This is a genomic window from Streptococcus nasisuis (assembly GCF_040836615.1).
GTDB classification, from domain to species: Bacteria; Bacillota; Bacilli; order Lactobacillales; family Streptococcaceae; genus Streptococcus; species Streptococcus suis_V.
Window position 1 is genome coordinate 867,191 of the sequence record NZ_CP162268.1, and the last position, 16,479, is coordinate 883,669.

At 45.7% G+C, this 16,479-nt stretch carries 17 protein-coding genes; 16 read left to right on the plus strand and 1 reads right to left on the minus strand.

From position 1 onward, the window contains the following. Positions 1-163 precede the first annotated feature (163 nt). The 7 genes from AB1F57_RS04415 to AB1F57_RS04445 are packed head-to-tail and all read left to right on the plus strand — an operon-like array spanning position 164 to position 6,460. The gene (locus tag AB1F57_RS04415) at positions 164-1,045 is read left to right on the plus strand and encodes a substrate-binding domain-containing protein (protein WP_167785683.1); all 882 of its coding nucleotides are present in this window, start codon (positions 164-166) and stop codon (positions 1,043-1,045) included. A gap of 9 nt (positions 1,046-1,054) precedes the next feature. Then, complete coding sequence (pstC, locus tag AB1F57_RS04420; RefSeq protein ID WP_167785682.1) at positions 1,055-1,903, plus strand: phosphate ABC transporter permease subunit PstC; 849 nt, start codon at positions 1,055-1,057, stop codon at positions 1,901-1,903. A gap of 1 nt (position 1,904) precedes the next feature. Then, positions 1,905-2,756, plus strand: a complete 852-nt coding sequence (pstA, locus tag AB1F57_RS04425; RefSeq protein ID WP_367986141.1) for a phosphate ABC transporter permease PstA — start codon at positions 1,905-1,907, stop codon at positions 2,754-2,756. After that, positions 2,749-3,498, plus strand: a complete 750-nt coding sequence (gene pstB / locus AB1F57_RS04430; protein ID WP_105138260.1) for a phosphate ABC transporter ATP-binding protein PstB — start codon at positions 2,749-2,751, stop codon at positions 3,496-3,498. The genes pstA and pstB overlap by 8 nt, the downstream gene beginning before the upstream one ends. Further along, positions 3,498-4,139: a phosphate signaling complex protein PhoU gene (phoU, locus tag AB1F57_RS04435; protein WP_367986142.1), complete on the plus strand. Its 642-nt coding sequence runs from the start codon at positions 3,498-3,500 to the stop codon at positions 4,137-4,139. The genes pstB and phoU overlap by 1 nt, the downstream gene beginning before the upstream one ends. Positions 4,140-4,143: 4 nt before the next feature. Then, the gene (locus AB1F57_RS04440; RefSeq protein ID WP_367986143.1) at positions 4,144-4,818 is read left to right on the plus strand and encodes a winged helix-turn-helix domain-containing protein; all 675 of its coding nucleotides are present in this window, start codon (positions 4,144-4,146) and stop codon (positions 4,816-4,818) included. Next, positions 4,811-6,460 (plus strand): ATP-binding protein, encoded by a 1,650-nt coding sequence (locus tag AB1F57_RS04445; RefSeq protein WP_367986144.1) that lies wholly within the window; start codon positions 4,811-4,813, stop codon positions 6,458-6,460. Before AB1F57_RS04440 ends, AB1F57_RS04445 begins: the two co-directional genes overlap by 8 nt. A 181-nt stretch (positions 6,461-6,641) precedes the next feature. Here the strand turns inward: AB1F57_RS04445 and AB1F57_RS04450 are convergent, their stop codons facing one another. Continuing rightward, on the minus strand, positions 6,642-8,300 hold the full coding sequence (locus tag AB1F57_RS04450; RefSeq protein ID WP_367986145.1) for an NFACT family protein: 1,659 nt from the start codon (positions 8,298-8,300) through the stop codon (positions 6,642-6,644). Positions 8,301-8,949: 649 nt separating this feature from the next. On the opposite strand from AB1F57_RS04450, the gene trpX reads away from it, so the two are divergent. From trpX to AB1F57_RS04495, 9 genes are all read left to right on the plus strand, one after another. Next, positions 8,950-9,957: a tryptophan ABC transporter substrate-binding protein gene (gene trpX, locus AB1F57_RS04455; RefSeq protein WP_367986147.1), complete on the plus strand. Its 1,008-nt coding sequence runs from the start codon at positions 8,950-8,952 to the stop codon at positions 9,955-9,957. Between the two features lie 20 nt (positions 9,958-9,977). Continuing rightward, positions 9,978-10,844 (plus strand): ABC transporter permease, encoded by an 867-nt coding sequence (locus tag AB1F57_RS04460; RefSeq protein WP_367986149.1) that lies wholly within the window; start codon positions 9,978-9,980, stop codon positions 10,842-10,844. Continuing rightward, positions 10,841-11,599 carry an ABC transporter ATP-binding protein gene (locus AB1F57_RS04465; RefSeq protein WP_125265804.1) on the plus strand — a complete coding sequence of 253 codons (759 nt, stop codon included), beginning with the start codon at positions 10,841-10,843 and terminating at the stop codon, positions 11,597-11,599. The genes AB1F57_RS04460 and AB1F57_RS04465 overlap by 4 nt, the downstream gene beginning before the upstream one ends. Positions 11,600-11,698: 99 nt before the next feature. Continuing rightward, a complete protein-coding gene (locus tag AB1F57_RS04470) occupies positions 11,699-12,139 on the plus strand; it encodes a hypothetical protein (RefSeq protein ID WP_167785675.1) in 441 nt (146 codons plus the stop codon). Between the two features lie 57 nt (positions 12,140-12,196). Then, positions 12,197-12,658: an ATPase gene (locus AB1F57_RS04475; RefSeq protein ID WP_367986150.1), complete on the plus strand. Its 462-nt coding sequence runs from the start codon at positions 12,197-12,199 to the stop codon at positions 12,656-12,658. A gap of 9 nt (positions 12,659-12,667) precedes the next feature. Further along, positions 12,668-14,014: a DUF2130 domain-containing protein gene (locus AB1F57_RS04480; protein WP_367986152.1), complete on the plus strand. Its 1,347-nt coding sequence runs from the start codon at positions 12,668-12,670 to the stop codon at positions 14,012-14,014. 280 nt (positions 14,015-14,294) lie between these two features. Further along, positions 14,295-14,741 carry an N-acetyltransferase family protein gene (locus AB1F57_RS04485; protein WP_367986153.1) on the plus strand — a complete coding sequence of 149 codons (447 nt, stop codon included), beginning with the start codon at positions 14,295-14,297 and terminating at the stop codon, positions 14,739-14,741. Further along, on the plus strand, positions 14,734-14,973 hold the full coding sequence (locus tag AB1F57_RS04490) for a DUF1858 domain-containing protein (RefSeq protein ID WP_105138247.1): 240 nt from the start codon (positions 14,734-14,736) through the stop codon (positions 14,971-14,973). Before AB1F57_RS04485 ends, AB1F57_RS04490 begins: the two co-directional genes overlap by 8 nt. After that, a complete protein-coding gene (locus tag AB1F57_RS04495; protein WP_367986154.1) occupies positions 14,966-16,297 on the plus strand; it encodes a DUF438 domain-containing protein in 1,332 nt (443 codons plus the stop codon). The genes AB1F57_RS04490 and AB1F57_RS04495 overlap by 8 nt, the downstream gene beginning before the upstream one ends. Positions 16,298-16,479: the final 182 nt, after the last annotated feature.

Genomic DNA, 16,479 nt, shown 5'->3' on the forward strand with positions numbered 1-16,479 from the left:
GAATTCGACTTACAGGTGGAATTCTTTTTTCGTGCGATAGGTACAGTGATGTGAGAGGAGCTAGTGATGATTCTCCTAATTTTACACAAACTTTACAAAAGCCCTCTAATAGATTTGATATTGACGGTGTAAGATGGAGTCATAACAAAAAGGAGAATTGATTATGTCTTTAACGAATCGTCTTACAAAATTTGCTGTTCTTGGTTTGGCCAGTGTCGGCCTTCTGACTGCCTGTGGTCAGGCTGCTAAGGACACAGCAGACCAGCCTATTACAGTGGTTTCCCGTGAGGAAGGGTCAGGAACCCGTGGTGCCTTTATTGAGTTGGTGGGAATTGAGTCTAAGGATGCCAATGGTGAAAAGGTGGACAATACAACTAACCAAGCTATTGTAACCAACTCTACAGCGGTTATGTTACAGACAGTAACCGGAGATACCGCGGCTATCGGCTATGCCTCACTTGGTGCGCTTGACGGCAACAGCAAACCATTGGAAATCGATGGTGTCGCTCCAAGTATTGATACTATCAAATCTGGTGAATACAAGATTGCCCGTCCATTTAATATCGTTACAAAGGATTCTATTAGCGAAGCTGCTCAAGACTTCATCAGCTTTATTATGAGTTCTGATGGTCAAGCAGTAGTTGAAAAATCCGGCTATATCCCAGTCGATGCCAAAGCAGCTTACCAGGCTAAGACAAAATCAGGTAAGGTCGTGGTAGCAGGTTCAAGCTCTGTTAACCCAGTTATGGAAAAATTAAAAGAAGCTTATCAAGCAGTCAATCCAGATGTAACTGTGGAAATCCAGCAAAGTGATTCCTCAACAGGTGTGACAAGCGCCATTGAGGGCTCTGCTGATATTGGTATGGCATCGCGTGAATTGAAGGATTCAGAAAGTTCAGCTGGTGTATCAGCTACACCAATTGCCATCGATGGTATTGCAGTAATTGTCAATAAGGAAAATCCATTGTCAGGTTTGACAGTACAAGAAGTGCAGGATATTTACACTGGTAAAGAAGCCGAGTGGTCATCCTACATTTCTAAATAAGGGGAGTTTATGCGTCAGTTCCGAGAAACCGGCATGCAAGCAGTCTTTTTTCTGGCTGCCTGCATTTCCGTTTTATCCGTAGTATTTATTTGTATCTTTCTATTTTCAGCTGGTTTGCCAGCCATCCAAGAAATCGGTTGGGGAAATTTCCTGTTTGGCTTAGATTGGCGACCGTCTAATCAACTTTTCGGTATCTTGCCGATGATTGTGGGCTCCGTCTATGTGACCTTTGGTGCCCTGGTGCTCGGTGTACCAATTGGTATTCTGACAGCTGTCTTTCTGGCCTTCTTCTGTTCAGAAAAATGGTATCCAATTTTCAAGCGTGCGGTCAGTCTCATGGCGGGAATTCCCTCAGTTGTTTATGGTTTCTTTGGTTTAGTGGTCTTGGTGCCTTTTATCCGTAGCAATGTCGGTGGTCACGGGATGGGGGTTTTGACAGCATCCATTTTGTTGGGAATCATGATTTTGCCGACTATTATCAGTGTCTCTGAGGCAGCCCTACGTGCGGTTCCAGAAACCTATTATCAGGGTGGCTTGGCCCTGGGAGCCTCCCATGAACGGTCTATCTTCTTTATTATCCTACCAGCAGCAAGGCGGGGGATTATGGCCAGTGTTATTCTGGGTCTTGGTCGTGCAATGGGAGAAACCATGGCAGTTATCATGGTGGCTGGTAACCAGGCCTTGATACCAAGTTCCTTGACCTCGGGAGTACGGACACTGACGACCAACATCGTTATGGAAATGGGTTATTCAACAGATCTCCACCGTGAGGCCCTGATTGGAACTGCAGTTGTGCTCTTTGTCTTTATATTACTCATTAACTTGCTCTTCTATAGCATGAATAAGAAGGAGGCCTAGGATGTCATTAGTAAAACACCAAGCTTCGACTGACCGGACCTCTCTTATCTTGAGGTGGCTGGTATTTCTAGCGGCTGGTCTGGCAGGCCTTGTAACCAGCTTTATCGTTCTCTATATTTTGATCAAGGGCTTGCCCTATCTCAATCTGGATCTCTTTTCATGGACCTACAATTCTACCAACGTGTCCATGCTACCAGCCCTTCTCAACACTGTTTTGATGGCTCTTCTGGCCCTTTTGATTGCCTTGCCAATCGGGATTGGTGCCTCTATCTACCTAACAGAGTATGCCCAGCCGGACAATCCCCTAGTGACCATTGTTCGCTTGGCAACGGAGACACTATCAGGGATTCCGTCTATCATCTATGGTTTGTTTGGCGCCCTCTTCTTTGTCAAATTCCTTGGCTTGGGCCTGTCAATCATTGCAGGGGCTATGACCCTTAGTATCATGATTCTGCCCTTGATTATGCGAACAACCGAGGAGGCTCTCTTGTCCGTTGAAGATGGCTATCGGGAAGGAAGTTTTGCCCTTGGCGCTGGTAAATTGCGGACCATATTTCAGGTGGTTCTGCCCTCTGCCTTACCGGGAATTTTTTCAGGTGTCGTATTGGCCCTGGGCCGGGTTATCGGTGAGTCAGCAGCCTTGATCTTCACAGCAGGGACAGTAGCAGAAGTGGCGACCAATCTCACCAGCTCAGGTAGGACCCTGGCTGTCCACATGTATTTGATTTCGGGTGAAGGTATTTATGTCAATCAGACCTACGCAACAGCTGTCATTCTCTTGATTCTGGTCATTGTCATGAACCTCTTGTCCGAATGGATTGCAGAAAAATTAGGAAGAAATAGAAATGAGTAAACTAAGTATCCAAGGTCTGGATCTCTTCTACGGGGATTTTCAGGCTTTGAAGAATATCAATTTAGAAATTCCAGGCAATCAGATTACAGCCTTTATTGGGCCTTCTGGTTGCGGGAAATCAACCCTCTTAAAAAGTCTGAACCGTATGAATGATTTGGTCAAGAACTGCCGTTTAACGGGCAAAGTTCTGCTGGACCAAGAAGATATTTATGCGGAGATGAAGACGACAGTCCTCCGTAAGAAGGTCGGAATGGTTTTTCAAAAACCAAACCCTTTTCCAATGAGCATTTATGATAATGTAGCCTACGGACCTCGTACCCACGGCATTCATAATAAGCTGGAACTGGATAAGATTGTCGAGCGTTCTCTTCGTCAGGCAGCTATCTGGGATGAGGTCAAGGATCGCCTCAATAAGTCTGCTCTGGGCTTGTCGGGCGGTCAGCAGCAGCGTCTCTGTATTGCCCGTGCCCTGGCTATCGAGCCGGAAGTTCTCTTGATGGACGAGCCGACGTCAGCCCTCGACCCGATTTCAACCGCCAAGATAGAAGAATTGGTCCTGGAATTGAAGAAGGACTATACTATTGTCATGGTCACCCACAATATGCAACAGGCCTTGCGGGTGTCTGACCGGACTGCCTTTTTCCTCTTGGGTGAGGTCGTTGAATTTGACAAGACAAGCAGTCTCTTTAGTATGCCAAAAGATCCACGTACGGAAGACTATATCACAGGGAGGTTTGGTTAATGCGTTCACGTTTTGAAAGCCAATTAGAAGAATTGCAAAAGGACATGGTCTACATGGGCGGTCTCTGTGAGGAGATTATCGCAGGCTCTGCCGACGGTCTCAATGGGCCAGAGCAGTTGAACTACGAAAAAATTCAGCAGACCTACCAGAAGATTGAGGAGCTAGAGCGGGATATCGAAGCCCGTTGCCTCAAATTGCTCCTGCGCCAGCAACCAGTTGCTCGGGACCTGCGCACCATTTCATCCGCCCTTAAAATGGTCTATGACATGAAGCGAATCGGCGCCCAATCCTCTGAAGTGGCGGACCTGATTCGCAACAATCCCATTGACCTGGTGGAAGAGATTCCTTTGGTTAAGAAAATGGCAGAGCAGGTCAGTCAGATGGTGGTGGGGGCCCTGGATGCCTTTATCAAAGAAAGTCACGATTTGGCCAGCCAAGTCGTTGCAAAAGACGATACAGTTGACCAATATTTTGGTACAATAAAAGAAAAACTGGCCACATATATCGGGAGCCACTCTGCAAATGGTGACCAGGCCATTGATCTCTTGATGATTGCCAAGTACCTGGAGCGCATCGGTGACCACGCCGTCAATATTGCCAAGTGGGTACAATTTTCTATCACGGGTCAATTAGAAGGGTAAGAAAATGATCTACTGTGTAGAAGATGATGATGCCATTCGTGAATTGATGATCTATAGCCTCAAGACTGCTGGTTTTGAGGCTAAGGGTTTTCCAGAGGCTGCTAGTTTTTGGGAAGGATTGGAGGAAGCAAGTCCTGATTTAGTGGTCTTGGATGTTATGATGCCAGGCCAGGACGGAATTTCAGTCCTCCAGGACCTGCGTAGGCAGACCAGGTGGCTGGCTATACCCGTCATTATGGCAACGGCCAAGGGGACTGAGATTGACAAGGTTCAGAGTTTGGACATGGGGGCTGATGATTACCTGGTCAAGCCCTTTGGTATGATGGAAATGATTTCCCGTATCAAGGCTGTTTTGCGCAGGACTCAAAAGCAGGAGGAGCAAGAGCTGGCCTTTGCCACGATTCGTATCAATCTAGCCAGTCACAAGGTCTATGTCCAAGACAGTAAGGTTGAATTGACCTTGAAAGAATTTGAATTACTGCACCTCTTCATGCGGTCGCCTCAAAAAGTCTTTACCCGTCAGGAACTCTTGGACAAGGTCTGGGGACAAGATTTTATGGGCGAGACGCAGACGGTCGATGTCCATGTGGGAACCCTGCGCCAGAAATTGGGCCAAGCCGGTCACCTGGTCAAAACAGTACGTGGAGTAGGCTATCTCTTGGAGCAAGACCATGACTAAACGGATTTTTCAAGCAGTATTTATGACAGCTATGGGGGTCTTTCTGCTGACTATCCTCACTGTCCAGGTCTACCTTTATAATTATTTTAACGGTCAACTGGTCGATCATTTAGTTCAAGAAACCCAGTTGGTGGCAGAGGCGGTTGAAAATGAAGGTATAGACTATCTGCAGCACATTGCTCCTGGTGAATACCGTTTTACCTGGATAGCTCCTGATGGCAGTGTCATCTATGACTCCGAAAATGATGCCTCACAAATGGACAATCACAGCCAGCGTGAAGAAGTTATTCAGGCTAAAAAAAATGGAATCGGCCAGCGGGTCAGGTATTCTAGTACCCTGTCTGAAACCCTCATTTACTCGGCACGGCTCTTGCAAGACGCCAGTATCGTCCGTCTTTCAGTTTCCCACAGTACGGTCTTTGATTTGATGCAGCGGATGTTTCCCTGGTTTGCCGTCTTGGGGTTTGTGTCGCTTCTGACTTCCTACGTCCTTGCCAAATACACGGCTCAAAAATTACTCCGGCCTTTGGAAACCATTGACTTAGAGCGACCCTTGAAAAATGATGTTTATAAGGAATTGCATCCCCTGCTCAAGCGACTGGATTTTCACCAGTCTCAATTGGCTGAAAAAGAGAGTCTCCTGCGGCAGAAACAGGATGAATTTGATACTATCATTTCTAAGATGAAGGAGGGGTTAGTCATCGTTGATGACCAGGGCCGGTTAGTCATCTACAATGAGGCGGCTCGTAATCTTTTAGAATTGGAAGAGTCAGCCCTCTCCAGACCCATTGCTATTTTTCAGCGCCAATCGGCCTTGAAGGACTTGCTGACGGAGTTACTGGATGGTCAGAAAACAGAGACCATTGTCGAATTGCAGGACCACCAATACAAGGTCATCGGACGTCCGATTTGGTCGGAGCAGCAATCAGGGGCCGTTCTTCTCTTTTTCGATGTGACCGAGCAGTATTATCTGGAAAAATTGCGGAGGGAGTTTACTGCGACGGTTTCCCACGAATTGCGGACACCGCTCCACATTCTATCTGGCTATTCTGAAATCCTGCAGTCGCGTATTGCCTCGCCAGATGATGTTGTCGTCTTTGCCGAGAAGATTCACCAGGAATCCCAGCGCATGATTCAACTGGTAGAGGATATTCTCCAATTGGCCCAGTTGGATGAAGGTAGACATATCCGAAAAGAGGATGTGCAATTGACTGACCTGGTCCAGCAGGTTTTGGCTGGTCTGGAAGACAAGGCGGTGCAGAAAAATATCGCTTTGAGCTTTACGGGTCCCCAGATTTCCTATCATGGAAATCCTGTCCTGCTCCAGTCTATTATTTTTAATCTGTGTGACAATGCCATTAAATACAATACCGAGCATGGACAGGTCCATGTTAGCCTCAGTCAGACAGATGAGGCTATTAGCCTGGTCGTAGAAGACACTGGTCTGGGCATCTCACCGATAGACCAGGAACGCATGTTTGAGCGCTTTTATCGGGCCGACAAGAGCCGTTCCAAACAAGTGGGCGGTACCGGTCTCGGTCTCTCCATTGTCAAACACGCCCTTCAAGTTCATGGCGCTACCATCCACGTCCAAAGCCAGTTAGGTCAGGGAACTGTGATGAAGGTGAAGTTTCCGAAATAAAATAAAACCTGTATTCGCAGCTCAGCATCTTTAGCTAAGGCTAGTTTTCTGCCACTCAGCGTTCGTTTTTCTCGAAATACAGTCAGTATTGCATCAAACAACAGCCTTGATTTGTAAAAAACTATCTCTTTTCTAAATATACTTTACTTGTGAACACAGGTTTTAAAAAGCATGAAAATCATCAGATTTTCATGCTTTTTATTTTCTCTTCTGTCGGTGTCACGCGCAGGGTTTTCTGACCGCGGTAGGTCACAAAACCAGGCTTGCCACCTGTTGGCTTATGCAGTTTCTTAGCTTCAATCATATCGACTTGAACCAAGTTAGAATGCCTTGCCTTGGAGAAGTAGGCAGCCAATTCAGCAGCATCTGTCTTGACTTCGTCACTTGGGTCCAAGTTATCTGTGATAACCACATGACTGCCTGGAATGTCTTTGGCATGGAACCAGAGTTCGCCTTTCTTTGCCATTTTGAAGGTCAACTCATCATTTTGCAGGTTATTTTTTCCTACCAGAATAATGGTCTTCCCGTCCGTTGCCAAGTATCGTTCAGGTTTCTGACGCTTATGGATTTTCTCACGGTGGCGACGTTTGAGGTAGCCTGTTTCAATCAATTCCTCACGGATTTCATCGATTTCTGCCAGACTCGCCTGTCCCAGCATGGTGTCAACGGACTCCAGATAGACAATGGTCGCCTTGGTTTCCCCAATCAAGCTGGTCAGATGCTTGACCGCCTCCTTGAGTTTCTGGTACTTCTTGAAGTAGCGCTGGGCATTCTGGCTAGGAGTCAAAGCCACATCCAACTCAATCTCCAGCTCCTGGCCCGTATAGTAGTTGTCTAACCTCACGCTCGGCTGGTCGTTGGGTACCTGATGCAGATAGGTGGTCAGGAGCTCGCCCTTTTGCCGCACCAACTCCGCCGTCTCCGTATCCGCCAATTCCTGCTCCTGCTTGACCAGTTTCTTGCGATTTTTCTCCAACTCACTGGCTACCCGCTTGATCAGCTCATTGGCCTGTTGGGCCACCCGATCCCGCTCCGCCTTGTCCTGATAGTAGAAGTCCAGCAGACTGCTCAGGCTTTCAAAGTGTGGCTGATTTTCAGGGCCATTGGCAAATGGCAGAGCAGCATAGGACTTGTCTGTCAGGCTAGGATGTGTGGCATGGTCAAAAAAGGCACGAAAGTTCTTCAGGCGGTCTGTCTGCAAATGATTGGCCAGTTCAGAAGCCGTATCTCTCCCCAAACCTTGAAAGACCCGTTGGAGATTTTTAGGACTCAGTTCCTGAGTCGATAAGATTTCAAACAATTTCTCGTCAGACACCGTATAAGGATTGAAAGAATGCGTCTCCGGTGGTCGAATGTAGGTGGAACCAGGCAAGATAGTTCGGTAGGAATTTTGCGAGAAACCTACGTGCTTAATAGCTTCGATAATCCGTTGTTCAGACTTATCCACCAAGATGATATTGCTGTGCTTGCCCATGATTTCCACAATTAAGGTTGCTTGGATATGGTCGCCAATCTCGTCCTTGTTGGACACCGAAAATTCTAAAATGCGGTCGTTTTCTAGCTGTTTTATTTCCTCGATAACCGCACCTTGTAAATACTTCCTCAGAATCATGGTAAAGGTATTAGGTACCTTAGGATTTGTAAATTCTGTTTGAGTAAGCTGGACACGGGCAAAAACGGAATGTGAAGACAAGAGCAATTTATGGCTCTGACGGTTGCTTCGGATGTTGAGGACAATCTCCTGTTCAAAGGGCTGGTTGATTTTTTGAATCCGCCCGCCTTCTAAATTGGCCTTTAATTCAGCCGTCATGTGATGTAAAAAAAATCCGTCAAAAGACATGGTTTTCCTCTTTCTAACTGGTCTAACTCTGTCTAGTATATCATAAATCAGTGACTTTTTGATGTAGGGCAGACTAGGTAGAAAAATTTTCAGAAAATTACGTCAAAAGTATTGACAAAGTGATTTTGATACCGTATAATCATCTGTAATCAGAAGAAGTAGTAAAGCAGAAGTCTTCAGGGAGCCTGTGGTACTGAGAACGGGTGGCGGAGTTTTATGAAATGGGCTGATGTGCAGAATTGTCTGTCTTCAGACTTAGGTGCACAAACGATTGTTTGGCATAAATACTTTGCGTAGACTGTTTTGGCTGAGTACGAGGCAGGTCGATGCAGCTTATACTGGCGGTATAGCAAGGAGAGCTAACAAAGTACTCAGGCAAAACAGTCACGTAAATGAACTTAAAACAATGATAGTTCGGTCCGCACACCTTACAGTGCAACTCCTTGTTTGAGGAGATGAGATATGGGAGGATTCTAGACATTCCCATAAGTGAGGTGGCACCGTGTCATTGACGCCCTCGCATACGATTTTAGTATGCGTGGGCTTTTTCTATACAAAGGAGATTACATTATGATGAAACGATGGCGTAGCTTACAGATCTTGAATTGACGAAATAGATACAATTGTTTTAATAAGAAAGAGGTTTATGATGAAAAATAAAAAATTAATGGGTGTGTTGATTGCATTTTTTGCGATTATTGTGGCTGTAGTGATTTCAAATCAGAATAAACAAGAGACCACAACAGAGACTGGGACGGAATCTCAAACCGTTAAAATCGGAGTTCTCCAATATGTGACCCACGCTTCCTTGGATGAAATTTACAAAGGGATCGAAGCTGGTCTCAAAGAAGGCGGCTACGATAAGGATGCCAATATACAAATCGACTTTATGAACGCTGAAGGCGACCAATCTAAAGTGCAAACCATGAGTAAAAAATTGGTCGATAATGGCAACGAATTGCTGATTGGTATTGCGACACCAGCAGCCCAAGGCTTGGCTAATGCGACTAGCGATCTGCCAATCATCATGGGAGCTGTAACCGATCCGGTCGGTGCCAACTTGGTTGCTGATTTGAAAAATCCTGGTGGCAATATCACTGGCGTTTCTGACCAAACACCAGTAGCAGATACTATTGACTTGATTAAACAAATCACCCCAGAGGCAAAAACAATCGGTGCTCTCTTCTCATCAAACGAGGACAACTCAAAGGCCCAAGTTGCTGAATTTAAGGCGGCAGCTGAGGCAGCAGGCTATGAAGTTATCGAGTATGCAGTTCCTTCTTCAAACGAAATTGCCTCAACAGTAGAAGTTGCCTCAACCAAGGTAGACGCCTTCTTCACACCAGTTGACAATACCATTGCATCGGCTTTCTCAACAGTCATTTCTGCAGCCAACAAGTCTAAAAAACCAATCTACACTTCTGTAGAGGATATGGTCGAAGGTGGCGGTATCGCATCTGTAACCCTCAGCCAATTTGACCTAGGTGTTGCTACTGGTAAAATGGCTGCCAAGGTTCTTGACGGTGCCAAAACAGCTGACACACCAGTTGAAGTCTTTAACCAAGGTACCGTTGTCGTCAACCAAAAAGTAGCTGATGAACTTGGCCTTACCCTTCCAGCGGAGATTGTTGAAAAAGCAAGCCGCGTGATTAAATAAACGAAATTTTAGAGAGAATTATGATCCTTTCCACCATTTCCCAGGCCCTGCTTTGGGCCATTCTTGGTCTTGGTATCTTCATGACCTTCCGTATTTTGAACTTTCCAGATATGACGACAGAGGGTTCCTTTCCCTTGGGCGGAGCAGTGGTTGTGACCTTACTTACTCAGGGTGTCCACCCGATTCTGGCGACCTTAGCTGCTGTTTCGGCAGGCTGTTTGGCAGGGCTTGTGACCGGTCTCCTGTATACCAAGGGGAGAATTCCAACCCTCTTGTCAGGGATTCTGGTTATGTCTTCCTGCCATTCCATTATGCTCTTCATCATGGGGCGGGCCAATCTGGGCTTGCTCAATATCAAGAGTTTGCAGGACCTCCTGCCTTTTGAAAGGGAGACAAATGGATTGATACTAGGCCTGGTGGCAGTTGTGGCTGTCATCTCTGCTCTGCTATTCTTCCTAAATACCCGCCTGGGTCAGGCCTTTATCGCTACGGGTGACAATCCCGACATGGCGCGCAGTTTTGGCATTCATACCAGCCGTATGGAGCTTATGGGTCTGATCCTCTCCAATGGGGTCATCGCCCTTGCTGGTGCCCTCATCGCCCAGCAGGAGGGTTACGCGGACGTTTCGCGTGGTATCGGTGTCATCGTGGTCGGCATGGCCAGTCTCATCATCGGTGAGGTTTTGTTTGATAATGTGACAATGGCAGAGCGTTTTATCACCATTGTGGTGGGAGCGATTTTCTACCAGTTCTTGATTTTGGGTGTGATTTCCCTGGGAATCAATACCAGCTACCTCCGCATTTTCTCAGCCCTCATCTTGGCAGTCTGTCTCATGGTCCCTGAAATCAAAAATAACATCCTGAAAGGAGCCAGCTTGACCAAATGAATGCAATCGTTGAACTAAAAAATGCGCGTGTGGTGGTCAACAATGGCCTGGACCAGGAGCGCGTGATTCTAAAGGATGTTAATCTGACTATCTATCAAGGGGATTTTATCACTATTCTCGGTGGCAATGGTGCTGGTAAGTCCACCCTCTTCAATGTCATAGCAGGTACCCTGCCCTTAACCAGTGGAACAGTGTCTATCTTGGGCGAGGATGTGACCAAGTGGCCAGCGGAAAAGCGGGCCAAGTACCTGTCCCGGGTCTTTCAGGATCCCAAGATGGGAACGGCACCTCGGATGACTGTGGCGGAAAATCTTTTGATTGCCAAGTACCGTGGCCAAGGTCGTGGGTTGGTTCCTCGGCAACTTCCCCAGCATTTGGAAGAGTTTGAGGCGACCCTAGAAAAAATTGGCAATGGTCTGGAAAAGCATATCGCCACTCCAGCTGGTTTATTATCGGGTGGCCAGCGTCAGGCCCTCAGCCTCTTAATGGCCTCTATCGTCAAGCCAGAGCTGTTGCTCTTGGATGAACACACGGCGGCCCTTGATCCAAAGACCAGCCAGTCCCTCATGAATTTGACGGATAGCCTGATTGCCGACCAGGAGCTGACTGCCCTTATGGTTACTCACCAGATGGAGGATGCCCTTAACTTTGGCAATCGCTTGATTGTCATGAAGGATGGTCAAATTATCCAAGACCTCAATCGCCAGCAAAAAGCGGAAATGCAATTGGAAGATTACTATAAATTCTTTGAGTAATAAGTCTGGAGCGATTCAGGCTTTTCTTATCAATAAATACCGATAATTAGTGATTTGTGTTATACTATAACTAACGAAGCTGTATAGGAGGAGTAGCTTATGCCTCAAAATCGAAAGGAACGCTTGTTTTTTGGCATGTTAATGTCGATGATGATGGGATTTGTAATGACTGTTTATAATTTATGGTGGGCAGGTCGCTTGCAATTAACTATTTTGATACCATCTTATTTGTTGGGAGTGGTTGTTGCCTTTATAGCATCGCAATTTGTCAATCCTTTAGCCATCAGATGGATCAATTTCATCGGACCGAAATTGCCTTCTGAAAAGCATACTTCCTTTGCTATGATTAGTTTTCGGTCTGTTGCAATGGGGTTAATTATGGGAGTATTTGGCATGTATATGAGTCATCTTCCCTTTCATCTACCGATTTATGGTTTCCGCTTTTTGAGAAATATTATTCTATCACTTCCCTTAAGTTATTTTATTGTCAATCCTCTTGCGAGACGTATCCTAGTCTCAGTGAGGGAAAGGAACAGTTAGACACTGGCTTTGCTGGTGTTTTTTCATTTTTTAGAGATTTTTTGCTATACTAGACATATGAAAATTTCAATTACTACAACCTCTACACACTATCAATTAAATGTGGCATACTCCGTTTCTGCATCTTTGACAGAAGCATGGGATTTACTGGCTACAGACGCTGGTTTTGCCAAATGGTTTCCAGAACTCCATATTGAAGGACAAAAGTTGGTCTTTGAAATGGAGGATTTCCGTGAGGAGATGGACTTGTTGGCCTATCGCGAACCGCATGAGATTGTCTATACTTGGGATACTGCTCGGGTTGGTTTTATTCTGACAGAGCAAGAAGGTGGGAGTCACATTGCCTTTGAGGAAATCATCCCTAAGGATTTTGGCAATGAATTTGCGACGGCTGAAAAAGATATGACCGGTTGGCTGGTCCAGCATGAATGTATTCAAGCCTTGCTTGAGGGGGCTGAAGTGCCAGAACAGAAACCCTTGCAAGAAAAGTGGTCGCACTTTGTTCAAGAACAGATTTAGGAGAAAATCATGCACAATATTACTTGCCCGCATTGTGGGACGGCTTTTCAAGTTAATGAAACAGAATACAGCCAGCTTTTGGCTCAGGTTCGTGGTGTGGAGTTTGATAAGGAAGTTCATGATCGTTTGGCGCGTGAGACAGAGTTGCTGGCTCAGAAGGCTGAAAATGACTTGCAGGCTAAATTGGCTGACAAGGATAAGGCTATTTTAGAACTGACAGCTAAGGTTGAGCAGGTGTCTAGTCAGACGGAACATGAGGTCAGCTCTGCTATTGCTCAAAAGGATAAGGAGCTGCTGGCACTTCAGGCTCAGCTGGACAAACTGTCTAGTCAGACGGAACATGAAATTAGCTCTGCTATTTCCCAAAAAGACCAAGAAATCCAAGAGCTAAAGGCAAAATTGGAGCAAGTGGGTCTGTCCAAGGATTTGGAGTTGCAGCAGGCAGTGGCTCAGGTTGAGAAGGAGCGGGATGCGGCCCAGAATGCCTTGGTTTTGCAGGAGCAAAAGCAGGAATTGGCGCTGGCGACAACTCGGCAGGAGTATGAGGTTCAGCTCAAGGCGGCTAGCGAGCAGGTGGAGTTCTATAAGAACTTCAAGGCCCAGCAATCGACCAAGGCTATCGGTGAAAGTTTGGAATTGTATGCTGAGTCGGAGTTCAATAAGGTTCGACAGTTAGCCTTTCCTAATGCTTATTTTGAAAAAGATAATCAAGTGTCGGCGCGTGGGTCCAAGGGCGACTACATCTATCGCGAGACGGATGAAAATGGTGTCGAAATCATTTCCATCATGTTTGAGATGAAAAATGAGGCGGATGACACGGTTAAAAAGCATAAGAATGAGGACTTTTTCAAGGAATTGGACAAGGATCGTCGTGAGAAGAACTGTGAATATGCGGTGCTAGTGACCATGCTAGAGGCGGATAACGATTACTACAATACGGGGATTGTTGATGTCAGCCACAAGTACGAGAAAATGTATGTGGTTCGCCCTCAGTTCTTTATACAGTTGATAGGACTTTTACGCAATGCGGCGCTCAACAGTTTGAAGTACAAGCAGGAGCTGGCTTTAGTCAGAGAACAGCATATCGACATTACCCATTTTGAAGAAGATTTGGCGACCTTCAAAACAGCCTTTGCCAAGAACTACCAGTCAGCCAGTACCAATTTCCAAAAGGCTATTGATGAAATTGACAAAGCCATCAAGCGAATGGAGGCGGTCAAGGCAGCCCTGACTACCAGTGAAAATCAGCTCCGACTGGCTAATAATAAACTGGATGACGTCACCGTCAAAAAGCTAACCCGTAACAATCCAACCATGAAAGCCAAGTTTGAGGCCTTGAGAGGGGATCGGGAATGAAACAATTCGCCCCCCGAGCCTGTATGGCTCAAAAGGGCTGGGGATAGCTCTTTTTGGGGTTGGATAGAGCGAACTTTGATTGCTTCAAAACGTTTTTGATAAATTAGAAATAAGGGGAGTGGACAAGAACTTGACAAATTTATAAATAGTTCGTCTGCCCACCTGGTTCGGAGCGTAAAACGCGAACGAAACTGTCAATCAACCACTGCGCTGTGATGTTGACACAAACTAAAGAAAACGAACCTAAGCTTTTTGCCTAGGCGCATCGGAGGTATAGAGCGTGATTAGAGCCTTTAAAGACAAGGATATTACTCCTTGCGTACAGCTAATGGCAGACTTGGGTTATCCGACAGACGAGCGGAGTTTGCAGACTAGATGGAGGCATTTGCTGCAACAAGCAGATTACCATTTATTGGTAGTTGAGGAAAATCATCAAGTCCTTGGATTTGTTGGCTTTCACAAAATGTATTTCTTTGAAGCAGACGGCGCTTATTGTCGCATCCTTGCCTTGGTTGTATCGTCTGAGCATCGTCGAAAGGGACTTGCGACCAAGTTATTAGATGCGGTTTCGGATTTTGCTAGGGCAGAAGGCTGTCGGGCCTTAGCCTTGAATTCTGGATTGACTGACCAACGTTCTGGAGCGCACCAATTCTATAAGCAATATGGCTTTTCCATGCAGACAGCTGGCTTTACCTATAGACTAACAGAGGGAGATAAGAATGGATAATTTAATTGATTTAAATGCACCTGTAGCGGAAGTGATTAAAGCATATCCGGAGGTTAAAGATTTGCTGATTGAGCTTGGTTTTTCCCCACTGGCCAATCCTGCCATGCTTCACACAGTTGGAAAGGTGACCAGTCTGAAAATGGGTTCTAAAATGACCAAGATTTCGTTGAAACAAATCCAACAAACCTTAGAGTGGAATGGGTATCAGGTAGTAGGAGGCAATGATGAGTGAACAGCGAATTGATATTTTAAAAAATATCCTCTTGGACCTGCATAACGGAGCTAGCGCGGAGTCCGTTCAGGAACAATTTAATCAGCATTTTACAGGTGTGTCAGCGCTGGAGATTTCGATGATGGAACACGAACTCATGTCCAGCGATACGGGGATTACCTTCGAAGATGTTATGGGCTTATGTAATGTTCATGCCAATCTTTTCAAGGGAGCTATATCGGATGTCCAAGTGGCAGACATGGATCAAGAAGGTCATCCTGTTTATGTCTTTAAACAAGAAAATCTTGCACTTCGTGGAGCTTTATTGCGCATTCGCCGGATTTTAGAGAAGTATGAGCAAGTGGAGGAGGAAGAAGTGCGCGACCAACTTCTCCAAGGTTTGCAACGTCAATATAAATTGTTAGGTCAGTTTGACCATCATTATACGCGCAAGGAAAAACTCTTCTTTCCAATCATGGAGCGCTACGGTCATGATGCGCCACCCAAGGTTATGTGGGGCGTAGATGATGATATTCGTCTGCTCTTTAAGGAAGCCCGCAAGGCTTTAGATACCTTGCCAGATGGAGATATAGAAACTGTTCGTCAAACTTTTGAAAGTTTCGCCACTGAGTTTGAAGAGATGATTTTCAAGGAAGAAGCGATTTTGCTAATGATTTTGCTGGAGACTTTTACACAAGATGATTGGTTGCAGATTGCCGCTGAAAGTGATGCTTATGGCTATGCAATTGTGAAACCTACAGCAAAATGGGTTCCCCATCGGGTTTCTTTTGGAGAAATAGCAGAGCAGAAGGACGCATCATCTGCACCGCAGGCAAGTGATCCCAATGTCCGGGTGATTGATACGCCAGAGGGACAGTTTACTATCTCCTTCACACCAAAAGAACCGACCCCATCAGTTCTGGACCCTGCTAGTCCACAGCCTTTTGGCAATGGATATTTGACTCTTGAACAAGCGAATCTCATCCTTAATCATTTACCATTGGAATTAACCTTCGTGAACAAGGATGACATTTTCCAATATTACAATGATAGCCATCCAGTTGAGGAAATGATTTTCAAGCGGACACCTAGTCAAATCGGACGCAATGTCGAACTCTGTCATCCACCGAAAATTGTTGACAAGGTCAAAAAAATCTTTGAACTCCTGCGCAGTGGACAGAAAAATGAAGTGACTATGTGGTTCAAAAAGGATGAAGAAACCTTTGTTTATGTCGTTTACAAGGCGGTTCGTGACCAAGAAGACCAATTTCAAGGCGTCTTAGAATATGTTCAAAATATCCAACCCTATCGGGAACTAGACAGTGATTTTTCTAGAGAGATTTAGTTACACCTATCATTTTACTTAAAGATGTCTTGTGTTTATCTATACAGAGGAGCGTGACATGATTAGAATGGTTCATTTAGAGGCTTGTCATATTGAGAAGCTAGATTAGGCTTTTTTAGAGCAGGGCTGGCCGTCGCGGAAGGCAATCCTGGAAAGTTATTTGACGGAGCAGGAAGAAGGCG

Bases quoted from the DNA above. Each gene is read 5' to 3' on its own strand.
- AB1F57_RS04460 (WP_367986149.1), top strand. From the start codon at position 9,978: ATGATCCTTTCCACCATTTCCCAGGCCCTGCTTTGGGCCATTCTTGGT.
- AB1F57_RS04495 (WP_367986154.1), top strand. From the start codon at position 14,966: ATGAGTGAACAGCGAATTGATATTTTAAAAAATATCCTCTTGGACCTG.
- phoU (WP_367986142.1), top strand. From the start codon at position 3,498: ATGCGTTCACGTTTTGAAAGCCAATTAGAAGAATTGCAAAAGGACATG.
- pstC (WP_167785682.1), top strand. From the start codon at position 1,055: ATGCGTCAGTTCCGAGAAACCGGCATGCAAGCAGTCTTTTTTCTGGCT.
- AB1F57_RS04470 (WP_167785675.1), top strand. From the start codon at position 11,699: ATGCCTCAAAATCGAAAGGAACGCTTGTTTTTTGGCATGTTAATGTCG.
- pstA (WP_367986141.1), top strand. From the start codon at position 1,905: ATGTCATTAGTAAAACACCAAGCTTCGACTGACCGGACCTCTCTTATC.
- AB1F57_RS04440 (WP_367986143.1), top strand. From the start codon at position 4,144: ATGATCTACTGTGTAGAAGATGATGATGCCATTCGTGAATTGATGATC.
- AB1F57_RS04480 (WP_367986152.1), top strand. From the start codon at position 12,668: ATGCACAATATTACTTGCCCGCATTGTGGGACGGCTTTTCAAGTTAAT.
- AB1F57_RS04490 (WP_105138247.1), top strand. From the start codon at position 14,734: ATGGATAATTTAATTGATTTAAATGCACCTGTAGCGGAAGTGATTAAA.
- AB1F57_RS04415 (WP_167785683.1), top strand. From the start codon at position 164: ATGTCTTTAACGAATCGTCTTACAAAATTTGCTGTTCTTGGTTTGGCC.
- pstB (WP_105138260.1), top strand. From the start codon at position 2,749: ATGAGTAAACTAAGTATCCAAGGTCTGGATCTCTTCTACGGGGATTTT.
- AB1F57_RS04450 (WP_367986145.1), bottom strand. From the start codon at position 8,300: ATGTCTTTTGACGGATTTTTTTTACATCACATGACGGCTGAATTAAAG.
- AB1F57_RS04475 (WP_367986150.1), top strand. From the start codon at position 12,197: ATGAAAATTTCAATTACTACAACCTCTACACACTATCAATTAAATGTG.
- trpX (WP_367986147.1), top strand. From the start codon at position 8,950: ATGAAAAATAAAAAATTAATGGGTGTGTTGATTGCATTTTTTGCGATT.
- AB1F57_RS04445 (WP_367986144.1), top strand. From the start codon at position 4,811: ATGACTAAACGGATTTTTCAAGCAGTATTTATGACAGCTATGGGGGTC.
- AB1F57_RS04465 (WP_125265804.1), top strand. From the start codon at position 10,841: ATGAATGCAATCGTTGAACTAAAAAATGCGCGTGTGGTGGTCAACAAT.